Origin of the sequence: Clostridium tetani (genome assembly GCF_900167265.1) — a bacterium.
Lineage (GTDB): Bacteria > Bacillota > Clostridia > Clostridiales > Clostridiaceae > Clostridium_G > Clostridium_G tetani.
In genome coordinates, this window is sequence record NZ_FUWT01000021.1 from 25238 (window position 1) to 42636 (window position 17399).

The following is a 17399-nucleotide window of genomic DNA, read 5'->3' on the forward strand; positions in this document are numbered from 1 at the left end:
ACATTCTTTTTTATTATTTGGCAGAAAACATTATATTAATGCAATCTCTTGCAAATAATATATGATAACTTAAAATATTATTTATCTTCTATATTGTTTTTTTTATTATTAATTGCTATACTAATAATTGTAATAGCAATTATTAGTATGGAAATTTAAGGAGTGATTTTATAATGTTACAAACTTTAAAAGCTACTACTAAAAAATTACCTGAAGGCCTTCAAGTAAATTCAACTTCAAGAGGATTTAAAGTTTTATTAGATGAGCCTGAAGAATTAGGCGGAACAGATAAGGGAATGAATCCTATGGAATTAGTTTTATGTGCTCTTGGAGCATGCCAAACTATTGTTGCCTTTGCCTTTGCTGAACAAAATGGAATAGACCTTGAAGATTTCTGGGTTGACTTAGAAGGAGATTTTGATGCTGATGGTTTCTTAGGATTATCTGATGTAAGACCTGGATATTCAGAAATTAGATATAAAATGCATTTCAAGAGCAATTCTTCCGAAGAAGAATTGAACAAATTTGCACAATTTATAGAGAAAACTTGCCCAGTAGGGGATAGTATTGAAAATGGAGTTAAGCTTGTGCAAGCAGGAATAGTTGTTGAAAAATAAAAAAATTGCGTCTCAGTTTTAAAAAACTGAGACGCAGCTTTTTTTAATGAACAACTAACAATGAACAATGAATAATTTAGGTGGACTTTCTTCCTTTCGTCAGAAAATCTTTAATTTTATTAAATAAGATATATAGTTAATCTATAAATTAGTTCGTTTAGCAAAGCTAAACATCAAGTCTTTATAAAATTAAAATTTTTTCGTAATGTCAATGGAGAAAAAATATCCATAATTGTTCAATATTCATTATTCCTTATTCATTAATAAAAATTTTGCTTCACAAAATTTTTATTTAGTTTCTTTTCTTCATATATTTATAAGTAATATAAGAAGAACCTATTATTAACACGTATCCTATAAAACTATATATGTCCGGTAACTCTTTCCAAATAATAAAGGCTATTATTTGAGAAAAAATAACATTTGTATAATTATATATGGATATTTCAGAAGCTGCTACAATTTTATATGCATAGGTTAATGAATATTGAGCTATTGATGCAAATATCCCCGCCATTAATAATGCTATAAATTGAAATAAATTTAGAGGTTTATATGTTAATATCATGAAAGGTAATATTGAAATTACAGATATTAATGAAAAATAAAAAACTATAGTATAACTTTTCTCTTTATCTCCTAAATGTCTTACAAGAGTATATGCCGCTCCTGCGAAAACCGCTGAAACTACACCTATTAGTGCTGGTATAACACTCATATCAAATTTAGGCTTTATTATAAATAATGCTCCTAAAAAAGATAATATTAAAGAAAAAATTTGAATCAAAGATATATCTTCCTTTAAAAATATAACTGCAAATATTATAGTGAAAAAAGGATGCATTTTATTTAGCATAGAGGAATCCGCTAATATCATATTATCTATGCAATAAAAATAACATACCAGTCCTGCTGTTCCCATAATTCCTCTTAATATGAGGTATTTTCTATTTTCTTTTTTCCCCCAAGGTTTTTGTTTATTTTTTAAAATTATATATATTGATACTATTAAACTTACAAAGTTCCTAAAAAAAGCTTTTTCTATAGATGGAACATCTCCAGATAATTTTACTAAAGCTGCCATAACGGCAAAACAAAAAGAGGATAATAGCATAAATGCCACTGCTCTTCCTTTACTTTTTTCTAAATTAATTTGTTCTATTTTAATCATCCCCCTACATTACTTTATTTTAATTGCCTTCACTTATTTTTAATTTAACATAAAATGTTATTTCTTCCCCTTGGCAACTGCCCCATATTTCTCCATGATGAAGTGAAACTATACTTTTAGATATGGCAAGACCTAAGCCAGTTCCTCCTGTGGTTTCAGATCTAGATTTTTCTACTCTATAAAATCTATCAAATAATTTGTCTACCTCATCTTTTCTTAAACTTTTCCCCTTATTGGTTATAGAAAATTTAGCATATCCATATTCATTAATCAAGTTTATTTTTATTAATCCTGGTTTATAACTATACCTTACTGCATTCATAAATAAATTCTCAAAAACCCTTACCAATTTATCTCCATCTGCATCTATCTTAATGTTAGATTCTATATTTCTTTTAATCTCTATTTTATTTTCTAAAAATACAGGTATAAATTCTTCCACAAGTTGTTCTATAAGTTCATCTAGTGCTATTTCTACTTTACTTATTTTAATCCCATCACTAGATAGTCTTGTATATTCAAATAATTCATCAATCAACACTCTAAGTTTTTCAGATTTATTGTAAGCTATTTGTATAAACTCTAACATTTCTTCTTCGCCACTATATTTTCCATCCTTTATTAAGTTTAAATACCCAAGTATTGATGTTAAAGGTGTTCTTAGATCATGAGACACATTAGTAATAAGTTCACTTTTCGTCTTTTCTATTTCTCTTTCCTTTTCTATTCTCTTGTTTAATTCATTTGTCATATTATTTATATTGTCTGCTAAATTGGAAATCTCATCATTTCCCTTTCTTTGTACCCTATATTTCAAATTCCCATTAGCAACTTCTTTAACGGCATCAGCAATTTCTTGTATATAGTGAACCTTCTTACCAGTTAAATAAAAAAATAGCCCTAAAAAGAACATTATTGATATTACCAATGATAAAAAAGGTTTTCCACCATCAGTATATCTATGGGTTTTTACTATTCCTTCTGGGTAAGCTTTGACTATTACATATCCTCTTACATCTGTAAATTCTATAGGATAAAAAGTCACAACTTCTTTGTTGGTATTTAATTCTTCATATCTATTTCTTTCTCCAATTGCCATAGCATTTTTTATAACTGTATATATATCAACTTGGGTTTCATAAGTATTCTTGGTTTTATAAATAATATTTCCTTTTAAGTCTGTTATTAATATTTTATATCTTTCTCCATAATTTTGATCTATTAATTGATTTATTTTTTCATCATCTTTTGAAGACAATTTACCTTTATCTAAAGTTTCTCCAATTCTGAAAGCATTTTCAGATATTCTTTTTATATCCTCATTATAATCTATAGTAGTTTGAACATTTTTACTAGAAAAATATGAACTTAACATAGTAAAAAGTATAAATGAAAGAAATAGACACACTCCAAAAGTTACTATTAATTGAAATCTTATATTTTTATTTATTTTTTCCATTAAATTTTCATAGATTATATATAATTTATTATATAATCTTTTTAATCTAATACCTATTTTACCAAATATATATCTAAAAGGTTTGGTAATAACTCTCCATATAAATTTTATCAATTTTCTTATCATATTTACCTCTTTAATTTTATAACTTTTCTACCTTATAGCCTACACCCCATACAGTCTTTACATACTTAGGTTTTCTAGGATTTTCCTCTATCTTTTCTCTTAGTTTTCTTATGTGTACCATAACTGTATTATCTGATTTAAAAAACTCTTCTTTCCAAACTCTTTCATATATTTTTTCTATACTAAATACTATTCCTTTATTTCTAGCTAGTAATTCTAATATATCAAACTCTCTAGGAGTAAGTCTAACTTTTTTTTCTCCAACCTGAACCTCGTGGGTTGCGGTATTAATTGTAAGTTCATCTATTTCTATTATATCATCATTAATATAACCATTTTGAACATTAAACTTTTTATATCTTCTTAATTGAGATTTTACCCTTGCTATAAGTTCTAAAGGGTTAAATGGTTTTGTCATATAGTCATCTGCTCCTGCAGTAAGTCCCCATATTTTATCCATATCTTCTGTTTTAGCTGATAACATTATTATAGGCATGTTTTTTTCTTCTCTAATTTTAGTACATGCTTCAATTCCATCCATATTTGGCATCATTATATCAAGTATTATTAAATCTACCTTTTCTTTCTCTAATAATTCTAATGCTTTTATACCATTTTCTGCTTTAATTACTCTATAGCCTTCATTTTCTAAATATATACATATTAAGTCCCTTATTTCTTTTTCATCATCTACTACAATGATAGTATTTTTATTCACTACTTTTCAACTCCTCATTCATACTCCCTATAACCTTTATAATATCATAAATTTATAATAATTTACTAATTTTATTCTTAATATTTTCTTAATCCGTTGACAATATATTCCTTTTTGTATATACTGTATATATACGATATGCACAGTATATACACAAGGGGATTTTAAAAATGAAAATAATCATATCAAATTCTTCAAAAGAACCTATTTATGAGCAAATTGCAACTCAAATTAAAAACTTAATATTATCAAATAAGCTAAAGGAAGGTGAAATTTTACCTTCAATAAGAAACCTTGCTAAAGAATTATCTATAAGCGTTATTACTACTAAAAGAGCTTATGATGAACTTGAAAAAGAAGGTTTTATAGAAACAACACCTGGTAGAGGTTCCTTTGTAGCAAGCCAAAACAAAGAACTTTTAAGAGAACGACGACTTAGTATTATAGAAAAAAAATTAACAGAGGTAATTAATGATTGTAAACTTATGAACTTAAGTTTGCAAGAAATTATGGAAATGATAAAAATAATTTATTAAGGGGAGTATATCATGGACAATATTTTGGAAGTTATTAATTTAAAAAAAGAGTTTACAGATTGGTCAAATTATAAAAAAAGTTTTTGCTTAAATAATATAAACTTTTCCCTTCCTAGGGGGTATATCATGGGATTTATTGGCCCAAATGGTTCTGGTAAAAGCACTACCATAAAACTTATAATGAATCTTTTGAAAAAAGATGAAGGTGAAATAAAAATATTTGGAAAAGATCATATAAAATTTGAAAAAGAAATAAAAGAAAAAATAGGTTTTGTTTATGATGAAAACTATTATTATGAGAACTTCACTATGGAGGAAATGAAAAAAATAATAGCCCCTTTTTATAAGTATTGGGATGAAGAAACTTTTCAAAATTATTTAGAAAGATTTGATTTAAAGAATACAGATAAAAAAATTAAAACCCTTTCTAAGGGTATGAAAATAAAATTTTCACTGGCTATAGCCCTTTCTCATAATGCAGATTTAATTATAATGGATGAACCAACTTCGGGATTAGATCCTGTGTTTAGAAGGGAAATCTTAGATATTTTATTAGAATTAATGCAAAATGAAAATAAAAGTGTATTCTTTTCTACTCATATAACTACTGATCTTGAAAGAATTGCTGATTATATAACTTATATAAATAAAGGAAATATAGTTTTTTCTAAAAGTAGGGAAGAAATAATGGATAGTTATGCCTTAGTTAAAGGTGACAAAAATCTATTAACCAATAATTTAAAGAATGAATTTATAGGAATAAAAGAAAATGCCTTTGGATTTGAAGCTTTAACAGATGATGTTAACAAAATACAAAACTTATTTGGAGATTCTATTATAATAGATAAAGCTTCCTTAGATGACATCATGGTATTTACCTCCAAAAATAGTTAAGAGGTGATTTTTGTGAAAAATCTTATTTTAAAAGATTTATATATAATGAAAAGATGGATATTTGCAATTCCTATTTATTTAATTATAGCATTAATCTTAAATAATGGTATTGAAGCCCTTGGCTATTTTATTCCTTTAGCTTTATCCATTGCAATATCAATAAGACTTATATATAACGATGATAAAATTAAAGGTAGCTTTATTATTAATAGCTTGCCTATAACTAGAAAAGAAATAATTATAAGTAAGTATATAATATTAAGCTTACTTATTATCTTTATAGCTTTTTCTATAATTTTAATCAACTATATAACTTATTTTAAATTTTCTAATTTATGTACTATAAATTTAAGCTTAAAAGATATACTTTCCTTTATATTTTTGTCTAATATAATATGTGCAATAACTATACCTTTATATTATTCAATAAATAATATTAATATCTTGCTTTTGGCACTACTTCCACTATTTTTTTCATTAAATCCAATAAGCACTTATTTAATCCCAAAGTTAAACTTTTTAAATCCTATTAGTATAGTTCTATTTTTATTAATTATGTATTCATCTATGCATTCATCTATTAGATTGTTTGAAAATATGGATATAGAATAATAAGGAGGTGGCTTTCTTGAAGACACTTATATTAAAAAATTTTAAGCTTATATTACCAGAAATGCTTGTATGTTCAATGCTGCTATTTTTTATGGTTGGTGGAATCTTTGAAACATCAGCTTTTCATATAACTTTTGCTATACTTGTATTGATTCCCTCCCTTATTTGCAACATTTCCATGAATTCAAAAGAAGACAGAAATGATTCAATTAAATTATTCTTAAGTATGCCAATAGATAAAAAAATAATTATTATTTCTAAATATTTGTCATCAATATTAGTATTTTTATATTATTTTTTATTATTTTCAATAATAGTATTTTCGGGAACAAATGTATCTAATGCTATTTTTATATCTATAAATTATTTTTGTTTAACCACATTAATAGCATTAACATGGTGTTTTATTCACTTCATTCTATATTTTATTTTCAGAAAAATAATTAATGTAATTTCATTTTTTTTAATGTATATAGGTGGTATGCTCTCAATAAAGCTTTCAAAATATTTTTTAAGTTTTAATTTCTATAATTATTTTAAATATCTAATTATTATTTTATGTTTAACAGTTTTATCTATTTTAATATGCATGTTTATAGTAAAAAATAAAGACTTTAAATAAAGGTGGATAGATATGAAAAATATAATTTTAAGAGACTTATATCTGATTAAAAAGCAAATATTATTTCTAATATTAATTCATATACCTATAATATTTATAAGATTATTTCATAATAATGATTTGGATATATTTTATTATTATAAAATTATAGTACTTTCAATTCTCATGCTATCAATTTGTTCCATAGAAAAATCCAGCTTCATTTTAATTAGTTTACCCATAACTCGAAAGGAAATAATTATAAGTAAATATATAGTATTAAATATTATTTCTATTTCTGTTATAGGTTTTACATGGACAATTTGTCATTTTATAAATTATATAAATGCCAATTCCACACTTATAATTTTTAGCATTAAAGATATGTTTTCGTTAATATTATTAGCAAATATTATATTTGGAACACTTATACCACTATACTATCTAGAGCCTATATTCTTCAATTTTTCAATTTTTCTTTTATTTTTTATTATGGTTTCAAGATTCTATTCTTTATCTAATTTAATTCCAAATTTAAACTCAATAAGTCCTTTGGGATTATGTTTCTTTTTATTATTTATCTTCTTATCCATATATTCATCCATTAAATTATTTGAAGATAAAGATTTATAAAACATGACAGGAGGTTGCAACCTTGAAAAATATGCTTTTAAAAGATTTATACCTAACTAAAAAACATTTATTATATATTGTACTATTTTTTCTGCCTACAGGTGTGAAATTATTTTTGGGAAATGCTTCACTTAACAAATTTATTTACTATAGTATGATTTTATTTTTTAATATTATATTATCCATTTCATCTTTAAATGAATCTAACTCTACTATAAATAGTTTACCTGTTACAAGAAAGGAAATAATTTTAAGTAAATTTATATTTTTTAATATAAATTATATATTTATTATAGCTTTCTTATATATTTTATCTAATTTAATGCATTATATAAATACTGATTTAATAGTTTTTACTTTAAACATAAAAGATTTATTTTCGTTAATGATATTATCTAATTTTGTATTCACAATAATCATATTTCTATATAATTTATATATAATGTTATTTTATTTTTCACTTATATTTATATTTTTTCTTGTAAAGCCATCTTTTTTATCCGATTCAATTTCAAAATTGAACAATATAGCACCATTGAAAGTATGTGTATTTTTATTATTTATGTATTATTTAATCAATAAATCTGTAAAATTATTTGAAAATATAGATATATATTAAGATAACTCTAGCTTAGATCAGATTTTCTAAACTAGAGTTCAATATGTTATTTGATTGCTTATATCATCCCACCGTCTATTGTTAAGATTTGACCTGTTATGTACTTTGCGTTATCGCTACATAAAAATACTACAGCCTTACCTATATCTTCACATTCACCAAATCTACATAATGGAATTTCATCTTTTAAGCTATCCTTTTCCTCACAACTCATCCACTCATTCATTGAAGTGTTTATAACTCCTGGTGAAATTGCATTTACTCTTATGTTGGATGGCCCTACTTCTTTTGCTAAAGCTTTAGTAAAGGAATCTACTCCTCCCTTTGAAGCGGAATAAATTACCTCGCAAGAAGCTCCAACGCTTCCCCACATAGAAGATATATTTATTATAACTCCATTTTTTTCACCAATCATATAAGGTAGAACATTTCTAGAACAATTAAAAACACCCTTTAAATTTGTATTTATTATATTATCCCAATCCTCTTCCTCCATATCTATAAACAATCCAATCTTGGATATACCAGCATTATTTATAAGAATGTCTATTTTCCCAAAATCTCTAATTATCTTTTCAATCATTAGTTTAGTATCTTCATATGAACTTACATCACATTTAATTATTCTACAATATCCACCTCTTTCTTCTATTGTCTTTTTTGTTTCTTCTGCTCCTTTTAAATCTTTTCTATAATTTACAATAACACAAGCTCCCTTATCTGCTAATTCAATTGCAATTCCTCTTCCAATACCTCTAGAAGCTCCTGTTATTAATGCTACTTTTCCATTTAAAAATTTATTCTTCATATGTATACACTCCTTTTAAATTGTAGACACTATAATTATACACAATTATTAACTCTTTGAATATTTTTCAAAGATAATTTGATTTTGTTATTTTTATATGGTAATATATACATATAAAAATAAAAGATAATAATTATTAGCTAATATAAATTTTAATTTGAGGAGGCAATATTATGAACGTAACATTTAAAGGAAACTCTGTTACCCTTGTAGGTAATGAATTAAAAATAGGTGATAAAGCGCCTGATTTTACTGTAGTAAATAATAATATGGAGGATTTTTCATTTAAGGATACAAAAGGAGTAAGGATAATCTCAGCTATTCCGTCTTTAGATACTCCAGTATGCGATTTAGAAACAAAAACTTTTAATAAAGAAGCAAGTGCTATTCCAAATGTAACTATATATACTATTTCCATGGATTTACCTTTTGCACAGGTTAGATGGTGTGGTGATAACGGAATAGATAATTTAACTACACTATCAGATTTTAAAGATAGAATCTTTGGTAAAAATTATGGAACTTACGTTAAAGAACTAGGTCTTCTTGCAAGAGCTGTATTTGTAATAGATAGTGATGATAACATAGTTTATGTAGAATATGTAAGTGAAATAGGAAATCAACCTAATTTTGAAAAAGTATTGGAAGCTGCTAAAAACGCTAAATAAAATTAACTATATAAGGGGCTTGTATTTATTAATACGGGCTCTTTTTATTTTCAAAATTAAAGTATTTAATGCTTTTTACGATAACCTTTAAATAGTGAATAACTAATAATGGACAATGAATAATTAATGAAAATTTTCTTCCTATCGTCAGAAAGTCTTTAATTTTATTATGTAAGGCAGATAGTTGCACTATGGAAAACTCGTTTAGCGTTGCTAAACATCAATTGTTAATTAATTAAAGGGTGATTTAATGTATGTAAACAATAGAAAAAATTTTAACAATAAAAAAATAATAACTAAAGAAGAAATTCTAAAAATCAGACATACTATAAATATAGAACACTTAGAAAAAACCCCTAAAGAAAAAGCCAATATTCTTTCAGAAACTATCCATTCCATTTTGGAAGAACACCTTATAGGTATTAAAAATTGTAATAAAAAACAAATAAAAATATCTTTATTAAAAAACACTATATTCAATAATAAAGATAATATCTCTTATTTTGATATATATAATACTATTACATCAGATATATTTAAAGATATAGTTTCTAGTGAAGAGATTTCTATTTGGCAGAATTCCATTATTAAAAATAATAATAGAAAAAATGTGTTCAAGCTTCGCCATAATAAATTAATATTATTTTTTATATGTACATTCTTTATTCTAATTTTAACCCATAGCTATAAAAAAGTATCTTCTTATGTTTTCTCTAATAAAGTAGAAAATGTAGCTACTATTAATTATGATTTATTAATATCTAAAATTGAAAATAATAATTCTACTAGTCTTCCTAGTTATTTTAAGTATATAGAAATAGATAATGAAAAACTTAAAACTTTTTTAATAAATAGAAATTCTCTTTTATCAGAAGAACCTTATTTTTCTTCTATTATTAATTCTGCAAAAGAATTTAACTTAAATCCTTTAATTTTATTTGCTATAACTGGACAAGAACAAAGTTTTGTACCTAAAACGGACAAGTCCTCTAAAAAAATTGCCAACAATCCCTTTAACGTTTTTCATAGTTGGATGGAATATAATACAGATATTGTTGATTCCTCAAAAATAGCCTGTAGGACAGTGATAAACTTATGCGAAGATAGACCACAGGGTGAAGACCCCTTTCAATGGATAAATCGAAAATACGCTGAAGATAAAAATTGGCATAAGGGTGTAAGATCCATATATAATGATTTAGTAAATAATCTAAGAGAAAATTAAAAGTGGCAGTTTAAATTTTAAAATGCCACTTTCTTGTTGTTTTAATATTTTATTTATCACTTTGTTGACTAAATTCTATATTATCAAAGCTAGTTATATTAATAATATCCTGCTTTGTATCTACATATCTTATATTTACCTTGTCCCCTTCTTTAGTTATAGGTAATTCGTCGGAAATAGATATTCCAGCATTAAATATTTTATCTTTATGACTTTTTAATACAAATGTATATATTGTAGAATTACCTACTACATAGGAATTTATTCTTTCTATAGTGTCTGTTATATTTTCTTCCTTTCCTGTAGAACCTACATTTATTAAATTCCCTTTACTTGCTAGGTTTTTAATATAGTTTGATTTACATTCTGTAATATTTTCTCCTGTTCCTATGATATTATAATCTGTTACAGAAATCATAGCAAACATTTTTGTTAGGTCATTTTTATCATTTAAAGTTGTAAAATAAGTAGGTATATTATCCACATTTATTAATATAGGAAAAGTAGATGTATATCCTAGATTTTGCACTTTACCTTCTGCTGATTTCATAGAGGCTGTTTCTGTAGCTCCTGCTATTTTAAATATTCTTGTTTGTTGAGTTCTTGTGTCTATTAAAGCAAAACCAATACTAGATTCATCTTTACCTATAGAAGTTAATCCTGTGTAATAATAACATTTCCCATTGTTATATATTACTCCTGTACCCTCTGTAGTTTTTAGCTTGTCTTGACCTGAAAAATTAAAGAATCCTTTAATGTATTTTCCCCATTTTTTCAAATTATTTTCTACAAGAGGCTCAGGTTGTATTCTATCTACCCATTTAGGAGTGTTTTCTACAGTATACTTTTTAACCTCTCCTGTTTCTGGGTTAACTATGGCTGTCCCTACTGCTTTCTGCCCTGATAAACCTATTTTATTTTCATATATGGTAGCTGTAAAATATGGATTTCCTTTATCATCTAATTCGAAAGTTAAATCTGTTATACCTTTATTTATTGTTCCTTTTAAGTATATATGTCTTTTTAAATCATCATTTAAGAAAGCCTTTGGCTGATATTTTATTTTTATATCTTTTCCATTTAATTTTGTTACTAACTTTACATCCTTATCATTGGTTGCAGATACTGTTATATACCCTGGTGTGCTATCATTTAAAAGCCATTTCATAAAACCAGAATGTACTAAAGGAGCAACATAATAAAGCTTACCGTTAACATTTTGCAAAGTTAAAGTACCAAGTTCTACCTTACTACCTAAAGAAGTTTCTTCTCCTAATTTTTTATCTGCTAATAATTCCGCATATCTTTGATTCACTGTTGGAATCTCTTTTATATCAATTGGATTTATATTCTTTGAAAACTCCTCATATTTAGGCGTTGGCAATAATCCTTTATAGCTATTAGCTCTAAATATTGGTAAACTAATTATAAACATTAAAATAAATAATCCTATTAATGCAGTTGGAATTAAAAAAATTTTAAAATTAGCTTTGTCTTTATCTTTGTTTTTCTTCAAACTTAAAATAATGCTTATTAGTATTGAATTTATTATAAAAACAATATAGAAAGAATAAAATTTCACTGAGAAAACAGGCATCACAAAATAAATTAGTGCCATGGAAACAATTAAAAATAGCACAATTAAAACTGAGTATATTTTCTTATTCATAAAAATCCTCCTAAATGTTTATTATCTGCTTCTTTACCGCCTATATATCTATTTTGCTGATATTACTCCCAAAAATCCATATCTGGAAGCTGCACTTTAGCTATAATATGGATTTCGGGGTTCAAAACTTTATTTATTGGTTATTTTAATTTTGCTATTAAAAACATAGTTTTCATTCCCATAGATGTAAACTTAGTTTCATATTCTGTCATTATATTGTCTTTAAAATCTGATTTATGTAAATCATAGGTTATATATTCTATGGAAAATCCACTTTCTTTAAAATATTCTTGGGAATCTTCAAACAATCCTATGTCATCTGTTTTAAACCATATTTCACCTTGACCCTTCAAAAATTTTTTATATTCATCTAAAAATTTATTATGAGTAAGTCTTCTTTTATTATGTCTTAATTTAGGCCATGGGTTACAAAAATTTATATATATCTTTTCTATCTCATCCTTTTCAAATACTTCACTTATAAAAGCTATATTTAAAGGTACAATCCTTACATTTTCTATTTCTTTTTCTTTCAGTTTTCTTAATACATAAATTAAAATTTCATCTTTTAAGTCTACCGCCACATAGTTTATATTAGGATTTTTAAGAGCTTTTTCTTGCATAAATCCTCCTCTTCCACATCCTAATTCTAAATGAATACTATTATTGTTTTTAAATTCTTCCATCCATTTTCCTTTATATTCTTTTGGATTTGTTATTACTAAAGATGAAGCCTCCATTTCTGGTCTAGCCCACCACTTTTTTCTAAGTCGCATAAAATCCTCCTCTACTTAGTGAATGACTATTAGCTATTTCCTACTAGATAATATTGAATAGTCTAAGTATTAATCCATAGGTCACGTTAGCAGGTTTCCAAACTAAATAGTTAGATAATGGTGTCAATATAAAAATCATGAGTATGAACATCTGATATCTATATATTTGCTCTCCATACTTATAAAATTTCCTTGGAAATAAATCTCTTAATATATGAAACCCATCTAAACCTGGTAATGGCATCAAATTAAAAAAAGCTAACATGCAATTAATACTTATGGTAAAATCCACTATTAAATATAATATACCAAACACTTGCCCTCCATATACAGGAGTAAATTTCCCCATAAGAAACATAATTCCACCAAATATAAAAGCTATAAGTAAATTGGATATAGGTCCTGCTATGGAAACTTTTAAATCATCCTTATAATAATTTTTAAAGGCCGATGGGTTCACTTGTACTGGTTTAGCCCATCCAAATCCAACTAATAATATCATAATAAATCCTATGGGATCAATATGAACTATTGGATTTAAAGATAGTCTTCCTTGAAATTTTGGTGTTTTATCTCCTAACCTATCGGCAACTATAGCATGGGCAAATTCATGAAATGTAAATCCTATTAAAATTGCTGGTATAATTAAAATCTTTGCTAATAACTTTCCTGTCAAAACAATCACCTTCTTTAATTTTTATTATATTAGTTAAAAACTCACTGCAAATTACTTACAGTGAGTTTATAACTAATTAAATTTAGTTTTTATTAATTTATTTTCACTTATAGAAGAAACTCCACCTTCGTATATTTGAAGAAATTTACCTTTATATTTAGTTTCCTTACCTGTTGCCACATCTTTAACTATTCCGTTTAGATTATCATTTATTAAAACTTTACCTTCTTTTGTTATATGAACATCTTTTTCTTCTATAGGCTGATCAAAAGGAACTGACCTCCACTGATTTGTAGGAGTTTCTAAATTCCCATAATAAACTTTTGATATTTTATCATTTTCTTTTTTACCTATATATACATTATCGTCTATATCTACTCCTAGTAATTTAGGTTTTTCTACTCCTTCTATATCTATTGTTCCTTCTTTGTTAGTAACATATATTTTATTATAGGTCATACTTTCATATAAAAGTTTATCTTCATGATAAATTAAAGCTATATCTCCTATCATTTGAACTTTAGTAGGCACTCTTTTCATTTCTGCCATTATATTGATCCAATATAACCTACTATTTCCTCCGCCTCTAGAAACTTTTACATACATTACATTTGTTATTGTAGACTCTTGAATATCCTCCACAATGGAGCCTTCGTCTCCCCAAGTTAGATCCTTAAATTCTTCTTTGGTATCTTTATCTACGTCATAGTATGATAATTTAAATCTATATCCTCCATTTTCACTTTTGTGTTTTTCTGCAATCAACATTCTATTTCTATCAGATAACCATTTATAATAGGATAAATCTGTACCTTCATCGAAGGCTATATCTCTTTCCTCATTAGTTTTAGTATCTAATACTTTCAAAATATCACCATCATAGTATGCAGCATATTTACCATCAAAAGACATATTAATATTCTTAGCATTATCAGGTAATTTTATTTCTAAATCTGGTTTTTCATCATTATTCTTTTTCTCAACCTTAGTGGCTTTTAATTTAGTATTATTAGTTAAATAATATTTATCTATATAAAAATACATAGAACTCTGAACTATTAAGGATAATATTATCCATGCAAATACTTTTTTAAATCTTTTCATTGTTACTCTCCCTTATTGTTCAACATATACAACTGAAGGTATTGATCTTTCACCTAATGGATCACAAGGATTATTAATTACCTCACCATCATAATACATTGTTGCAGAAGATCCCCCATCTAAGTTTGTTGCATTATAAGCTCCATATTCCAACATAATATCCTGTATATCTTTTAATGTAGCACCGATACTTCTAAACTGTCTTCCATCTACAACTAATAAAAGAATAGACCCATCTTTTCTTTGCCCTATAGCTGTTCTTGGCGCAGGACCCTGTCCACCATTACCTGACTTAATAGTAGGTTGTCCATTAACAACTAATGCTGGACCAAAGGTTATAGCTTCTTTTACATCCAAATCTTCCATTTCATTTAAACTATACTTTCCAACTAGCAAAACTCCCTTTGAAGTAATGGCCATTACATCTTCTTTTTTATTTAAGTCTTTAATATCATTATGTACGAGTTCACCATTACTCATTAGTATTCCTACTGGTTGTCCTCCAGTACCTGTCCAATTTCCATCGTCATTTTTATCTGTAAACCCTCCACCATTTATAGCTGCTATAGCTTTATTATCTTTTGCTATCTTGCTTGTTAATTCTCCTGACTTTGGAATTTTACTACTATGTCCAACTTTTACCCTACTAGCATCATGAACAACTAACATATATCCTTTAAATTTGCCACCATCTATATCGTATCTTTCAATATTTTTATCATGTTTATTATTAAATTGTACATCTTTTATTGAATTTCCTTGTTCTAAAACTTCTACAACATCTTCTTGTAAAATTTCTTTGATTTTTTTATCTGAAAGAAATGCCGTAGCTATATATTGATGACTTAATGTACTCATAGCTGCCCCTACTAAATTTTTTCTTAAATTTTTAAAAGGACCATAGTAAATTAAAAAAGGAGCACTGGCTGCAGTAAATACAATTTCAAATAATAAAAAACATGCAAATATTTTAAATGAAAATTTCTTCTTTTTCTTTCTTATCTTCCTATTTTTTACCATATTATTCCTTTCCTTTCACATATACTACATACATTTTATAATAAATTAATTGATTTTTAAATAGAAATATTTATTATATTTATCCTAATAATAGTTATATCATATTATTGTACATTATATTATTAACATTTTTTTAACTAATGTATTACATTATTAAATTATTATTTATTATATAAAAGGACTTAGGATTTTTCCTAAGTCCTAATTGCTAGGTAAAAAACCTAGTCTTCCTCTATCATTTTACATTAAATTTGATTTTTAATCAATCTTTTCTTTGGACTATCCCTTAATCCTGAAGTTTATAATATAAAATACCATCTTTCATACTTTTTGAGGCTTCCCCATTAAAAAATAAGTACTCTAAATGAGACATGGCTTCTTCTGTAGCAAACCATTTTTGAGCATTGGGAAATTCTTCCCAATCATCATATCTTAATTCCCAATCCATCTTAGATGCTGTATCTCTAACTGAATATTTATAGTTTTTTATAATACTTCTTACTTCATTAAGTCTTTTCTCATGGTGTTTAAAGAGCTCTTTTATTCTTTTTCTATAATCTTCAACCGGTCCCCTATGTGCTGTAAATATTTTTTCTATATCATATTTATATATCTTCTTTAAACTTTCAAAATAAATGGATAACATGTCTTTTTCATAGGTCCAAAAAGCTATGTTTGGAGTTATTCTATCCAATATATGATCTCCACAGAATAATAATTTATGTTCTTTTTCATATAATCCAACTTGTCCTGGTGTATGTCCTGGGATTTCCATAACTTCAAAAGAATATTCTCCTACATTAATAATGTCACCTTGTTTAACTTCATCAAAATTAATAATTTCCTTTGATGAAAACTTATATCCTGGATGATCTTTTAAAGATACATTATCCTTTTCTAAATCAAAAACTTTTTTAAATTCCTCTAGTCTGTTCCAATACTCCTTGCTTGTCATATTATTAATTACTTCCCCATCATAACTACTTGCATATACCTTTTGCACTTCTTTGCTAAGCTCTGCTGCAAGACCTGAATGATCAGAATGTAAATGAGTTATAAATAATTCCGTCTTTGAAAGATCAATGTTAAGTTTTTTAATATTTTCCATGAAAATTTCACTACATTCTTTCCTGTTAAAGCCTGTATCAATAATTAAATTCTTATTTTCAGAAGTAATTATATAACTATTTAATACCTTTAAAGGATTATTAGGTAGGGTTATTTCTTGTCTATAAATGTTTGGGTAAATTTTATTAATCATTTTCCATCACCTTCTTTATTATTATAACTGTATTTTATACTATTACCAACATTAAACATTTATGATTCTTTCATAATTTTCATAAGAAAAAAGTCTATCTTCTTTCATTTATAAAATGTACCCTATAGAATAGACACTCTAAAAAAAGTCTATCCCGTAGGGTACTTTTGTGTATAATTAAATAAAGAATAATTGATATTAGGAGA

The 17399-nt window shown here is 25.9% G+C and carries 19 protein-coding genes; 9 read left to right on the plus strand and 10 right to left on the minus strand.

Annotated elements, in window-relative coordinates; genetic code table 11:
* Window positions 1–173: 173 nt before the first annotated feature.
* Window positions 174–617, plus strand: coding sequence for an OsmC family protein (locus B5D21_RS12640; protein WP_011099071.1), 444 nt, complete (start codon window positions 174–176; stop codon window positions 615–617).
* Between the two features lie 292 nt (window positions 618–909).
* Here B5D21_RS12640 and B5D21_RS12645 read toward each other — a convergent pair whose 3' ends face one another.
* The 3 genes from B5D21_RS12645 to B5D21_RS12655 are packed head-to-tail and all read right to left on the minus strand — an operon-like array spanning window position 910 to window position 4091.
* Complete coding sequence (locus tag B5D21_RS12645) at window positions 910–1788, minus strand: DMT family transporter (protein ID WP_011099069.1); 879 nt, start codon at window positions 1786–1788, stop codon at window positions 910–912.
* Between the two features lie 19 nt (window positions 1789–1807).
* Window positions 1808–3373: a HAMP domain-containing sensor histidine kinase gene (locus tag B5D21_RS12650; protein WP_011099068.1), complete on the minus strand. Its 1566-nt coding sequence runs from the start codon at window positions 3371–3373 to the stop codon at window positions 1808–1810.
* Between the two features lie 16 nt (window positions 3374–3389).
* The gene (locus tag B5D21_RS12655; RefSeq protein ID WP_011099067.1) at window positions 3390–4091 is read right to left on the minus strand and encodes a response regulator transcription factor; all 702 of its coding nucleotides are present in this window, start codon (window positions 4089–4091) and stop codon (window positions 3390–3392) included.
* 170 nt (window positions 4092–4261) lie between these two features.
* Here B5D21_RS12655 and B5D21_RS12660 point away from each other — a divergent pair, with 170 nt between their 5' ends.
* The 6 genes from B5D21_RS12660 to B5D21_RS14510 are packed head-to-tail and all read left to right on the plus strand — an operon-like array spanning window position 4262 to window position 7986.
* Window positions 4262–4627 carry a GntR family transcriptional regulator gene (locus B5D21_RS12660; RefSeq protein WP_011099066.1) on the plus strand — a complete coding sequence of 122 codons (366 nt, stop codon included), beginning with the start codon at window positions 4262–4264 and terminating at the stop codon, window positions 4625–4627.
* Between the two features lie 12 nt (window positions 4628–4639).
* Window positions 4640–5521 carry an ABC transporter ATP-binding protein gene (locus tag B5D21_RS12665; protein ID WP_011099065.1) on the plus strand — a complete coding sequence of 294 codons (882 nt, stop codon included), beginning with the start codon at window positions 4640–4642 and terminating at the stop codon, window positions 5519–5521.
* Window positions 5522–5533: 12 nt separating this feature from the next.
* Complete coding sequence (locus tag B5D21_RS12670) at window positions 5534–6133, plus strand: ABC-2 transporter permease (RefSeq protein ID WP_035127877.1); 600 nt, start codon at window positions 5534–5536, stop codon at window positions 6131–6133.
* Window positions 6134–6149: 16 nt separating this feature from the next.
* Window positions 6150–6755, plus strand: a complete 606-nt coding sequence (locus B5D21_RS12675) for an ABC-2 transporter permease (protein ID WP_035124750.1) — start codon at window positions 6150–6152, stop codon at window positions 6753–6755.
* 12 nt (window positions 6756–6767) lie between these two features.
* Entirely contained in the window at window positions 6768–7367 is a 600-nt protein-coding gene (locus tag B5D21_RS14505; protein WP_011099062.1) for an ABC-2 transporter permease, read from the plus strand.
* A 31-nt stretch (window positions 7368–7398) separates the two neighbouring features.
* A complete protein-coding gene (locus B5D21_RS14510; RefSeq protein ID WP_242651285.1) occupies window positions 7399–7986 on the plus strand; it encodes an ABC-2 transporter permease in 588 nt (195 codons plus the stop codon).
* Between the two features lie 58 nt (window positions 7987–8044).
* Here B5D21_RS14510 and ymfI read toward each other — a convergent pair whose 3' ends face one another.
* Window positions 8045–8794, minus strand: a complete 750-nt coding sequence (gene ymfI, locus B5D21_RS12690) for an elongation factor P 5-aminopentanone reductase (protein WP_011099060.1) — start codon at window positions 8792–8794, stop codon at window positions 8045–8047.
* 173 nt (window positions 8795–8967) lie between these two features.
* On the opposite strand from ymfI, the gene tpx reads away from it, so the two are divergent.
* Window positions 8968–9462 carry a thiol peroxidase gene (gene tpx / locus B5D21_RS12695; protein WP_011099059.1) on the plus strand — a complete coding sequence of 165 codons (495 nt, stop codon included), beginning with the start codon at window positions 8968–8970 and terminating at the stop codon, window positions 9460–9462.
* A 250-nt stretch (window positions 9463–9712) separates the two neighbouring features.
* Window positions 9713–10687, plus strand: a complete 975-nt coding sequence (locus B5D21_RS12700) for a hypothetical protein (RefSeq protein WP_011099058.1) — start codon at window positions 9713–9715, stop codon at window positions 10685–10687.
* Window positions 10688–10736: 49 nt separating this feature from the next.
* Here B5D21_RS12700 and B5D21_RS12705 read toward each other — a convergent pair whose 3' ends face one another.
* The 6 genes from B5D21_RS12705 to B5D21_RS12730 all read right to left on the minus strand — a co-directional run bounded on the left by B5D21_RS12705 (window position 10737) and on the right by B5D21_RS12730 (window position 17193).
* Entirely contained in the window at window positions 10737–12356 is a 1620-nt protein-coding gene (locus B5D21_RS12705; RefSeq protein WP_011099057.1) for a hypothetical protein, read from the minus strand.
* 140 nt (window positions 12357–12496) lie between these two features.
* Complete coding sequence (trmB, locus tag B5D21_RS12710; protein ID WP_011099056.1) at window positions 12497–13132, minus strand: tRNA (guanosine(46)-N7)-methyltransferase TrmB; 636 nt, start codon at window positions 13130–13132, stop codon at window positions 12497–12499.
* A 43-nt stretch (window positions 13133–13175) separates the two neighbouring features.
* Complete coding sequence (locus tag B5D21_RS12715) at window positions 13176–13814, minus strand: site-2 protease family protein (RefSeq protein ID WP_035110536.1); 639 nt, start codon at window positions 13812–13814, stop codon at window positions 13176–13178.
* Window positions 13815–13880: 66 nt separating this feature from the next.
* Window positions 13881–14912 carry a hypothetical protein gene (locus B5D21_RS12720; protein ID WP_011099054.1) on the minus strand — a complete coding sequence of 344 codons (1032 nt, stop codon included), beginning with the start codon at window positions 14910–14912 and terminating at the stop codon, window positions 13881–13883.
* Between the two features lie 12 nt (window positions 14913–14924).
* Entirely contained in the window at window positions 14925–15932 is a 1008-nt protein-coding gene (locus B5D21_RS12725) for a phosphodiester glycosidase family protein (RefSeq protein ID WP_011099053.1), read from the minus strand.
* Between the two features lie 286 nt (window positions 15933–16218).
* Window positions 16219–17193 (minus strand): MBL fold metallo-hydrolase, encoded by a 975-nt coding sequence (locus B5D21_RS12730; RefSeq protein ID WP_011099052.1) that lies wholly within the window; start codon window positions 17191–17193, stop codon window positions 16219–16221.
* Window positions 17194–17399 lie beyond the last annotated feature (206 nt).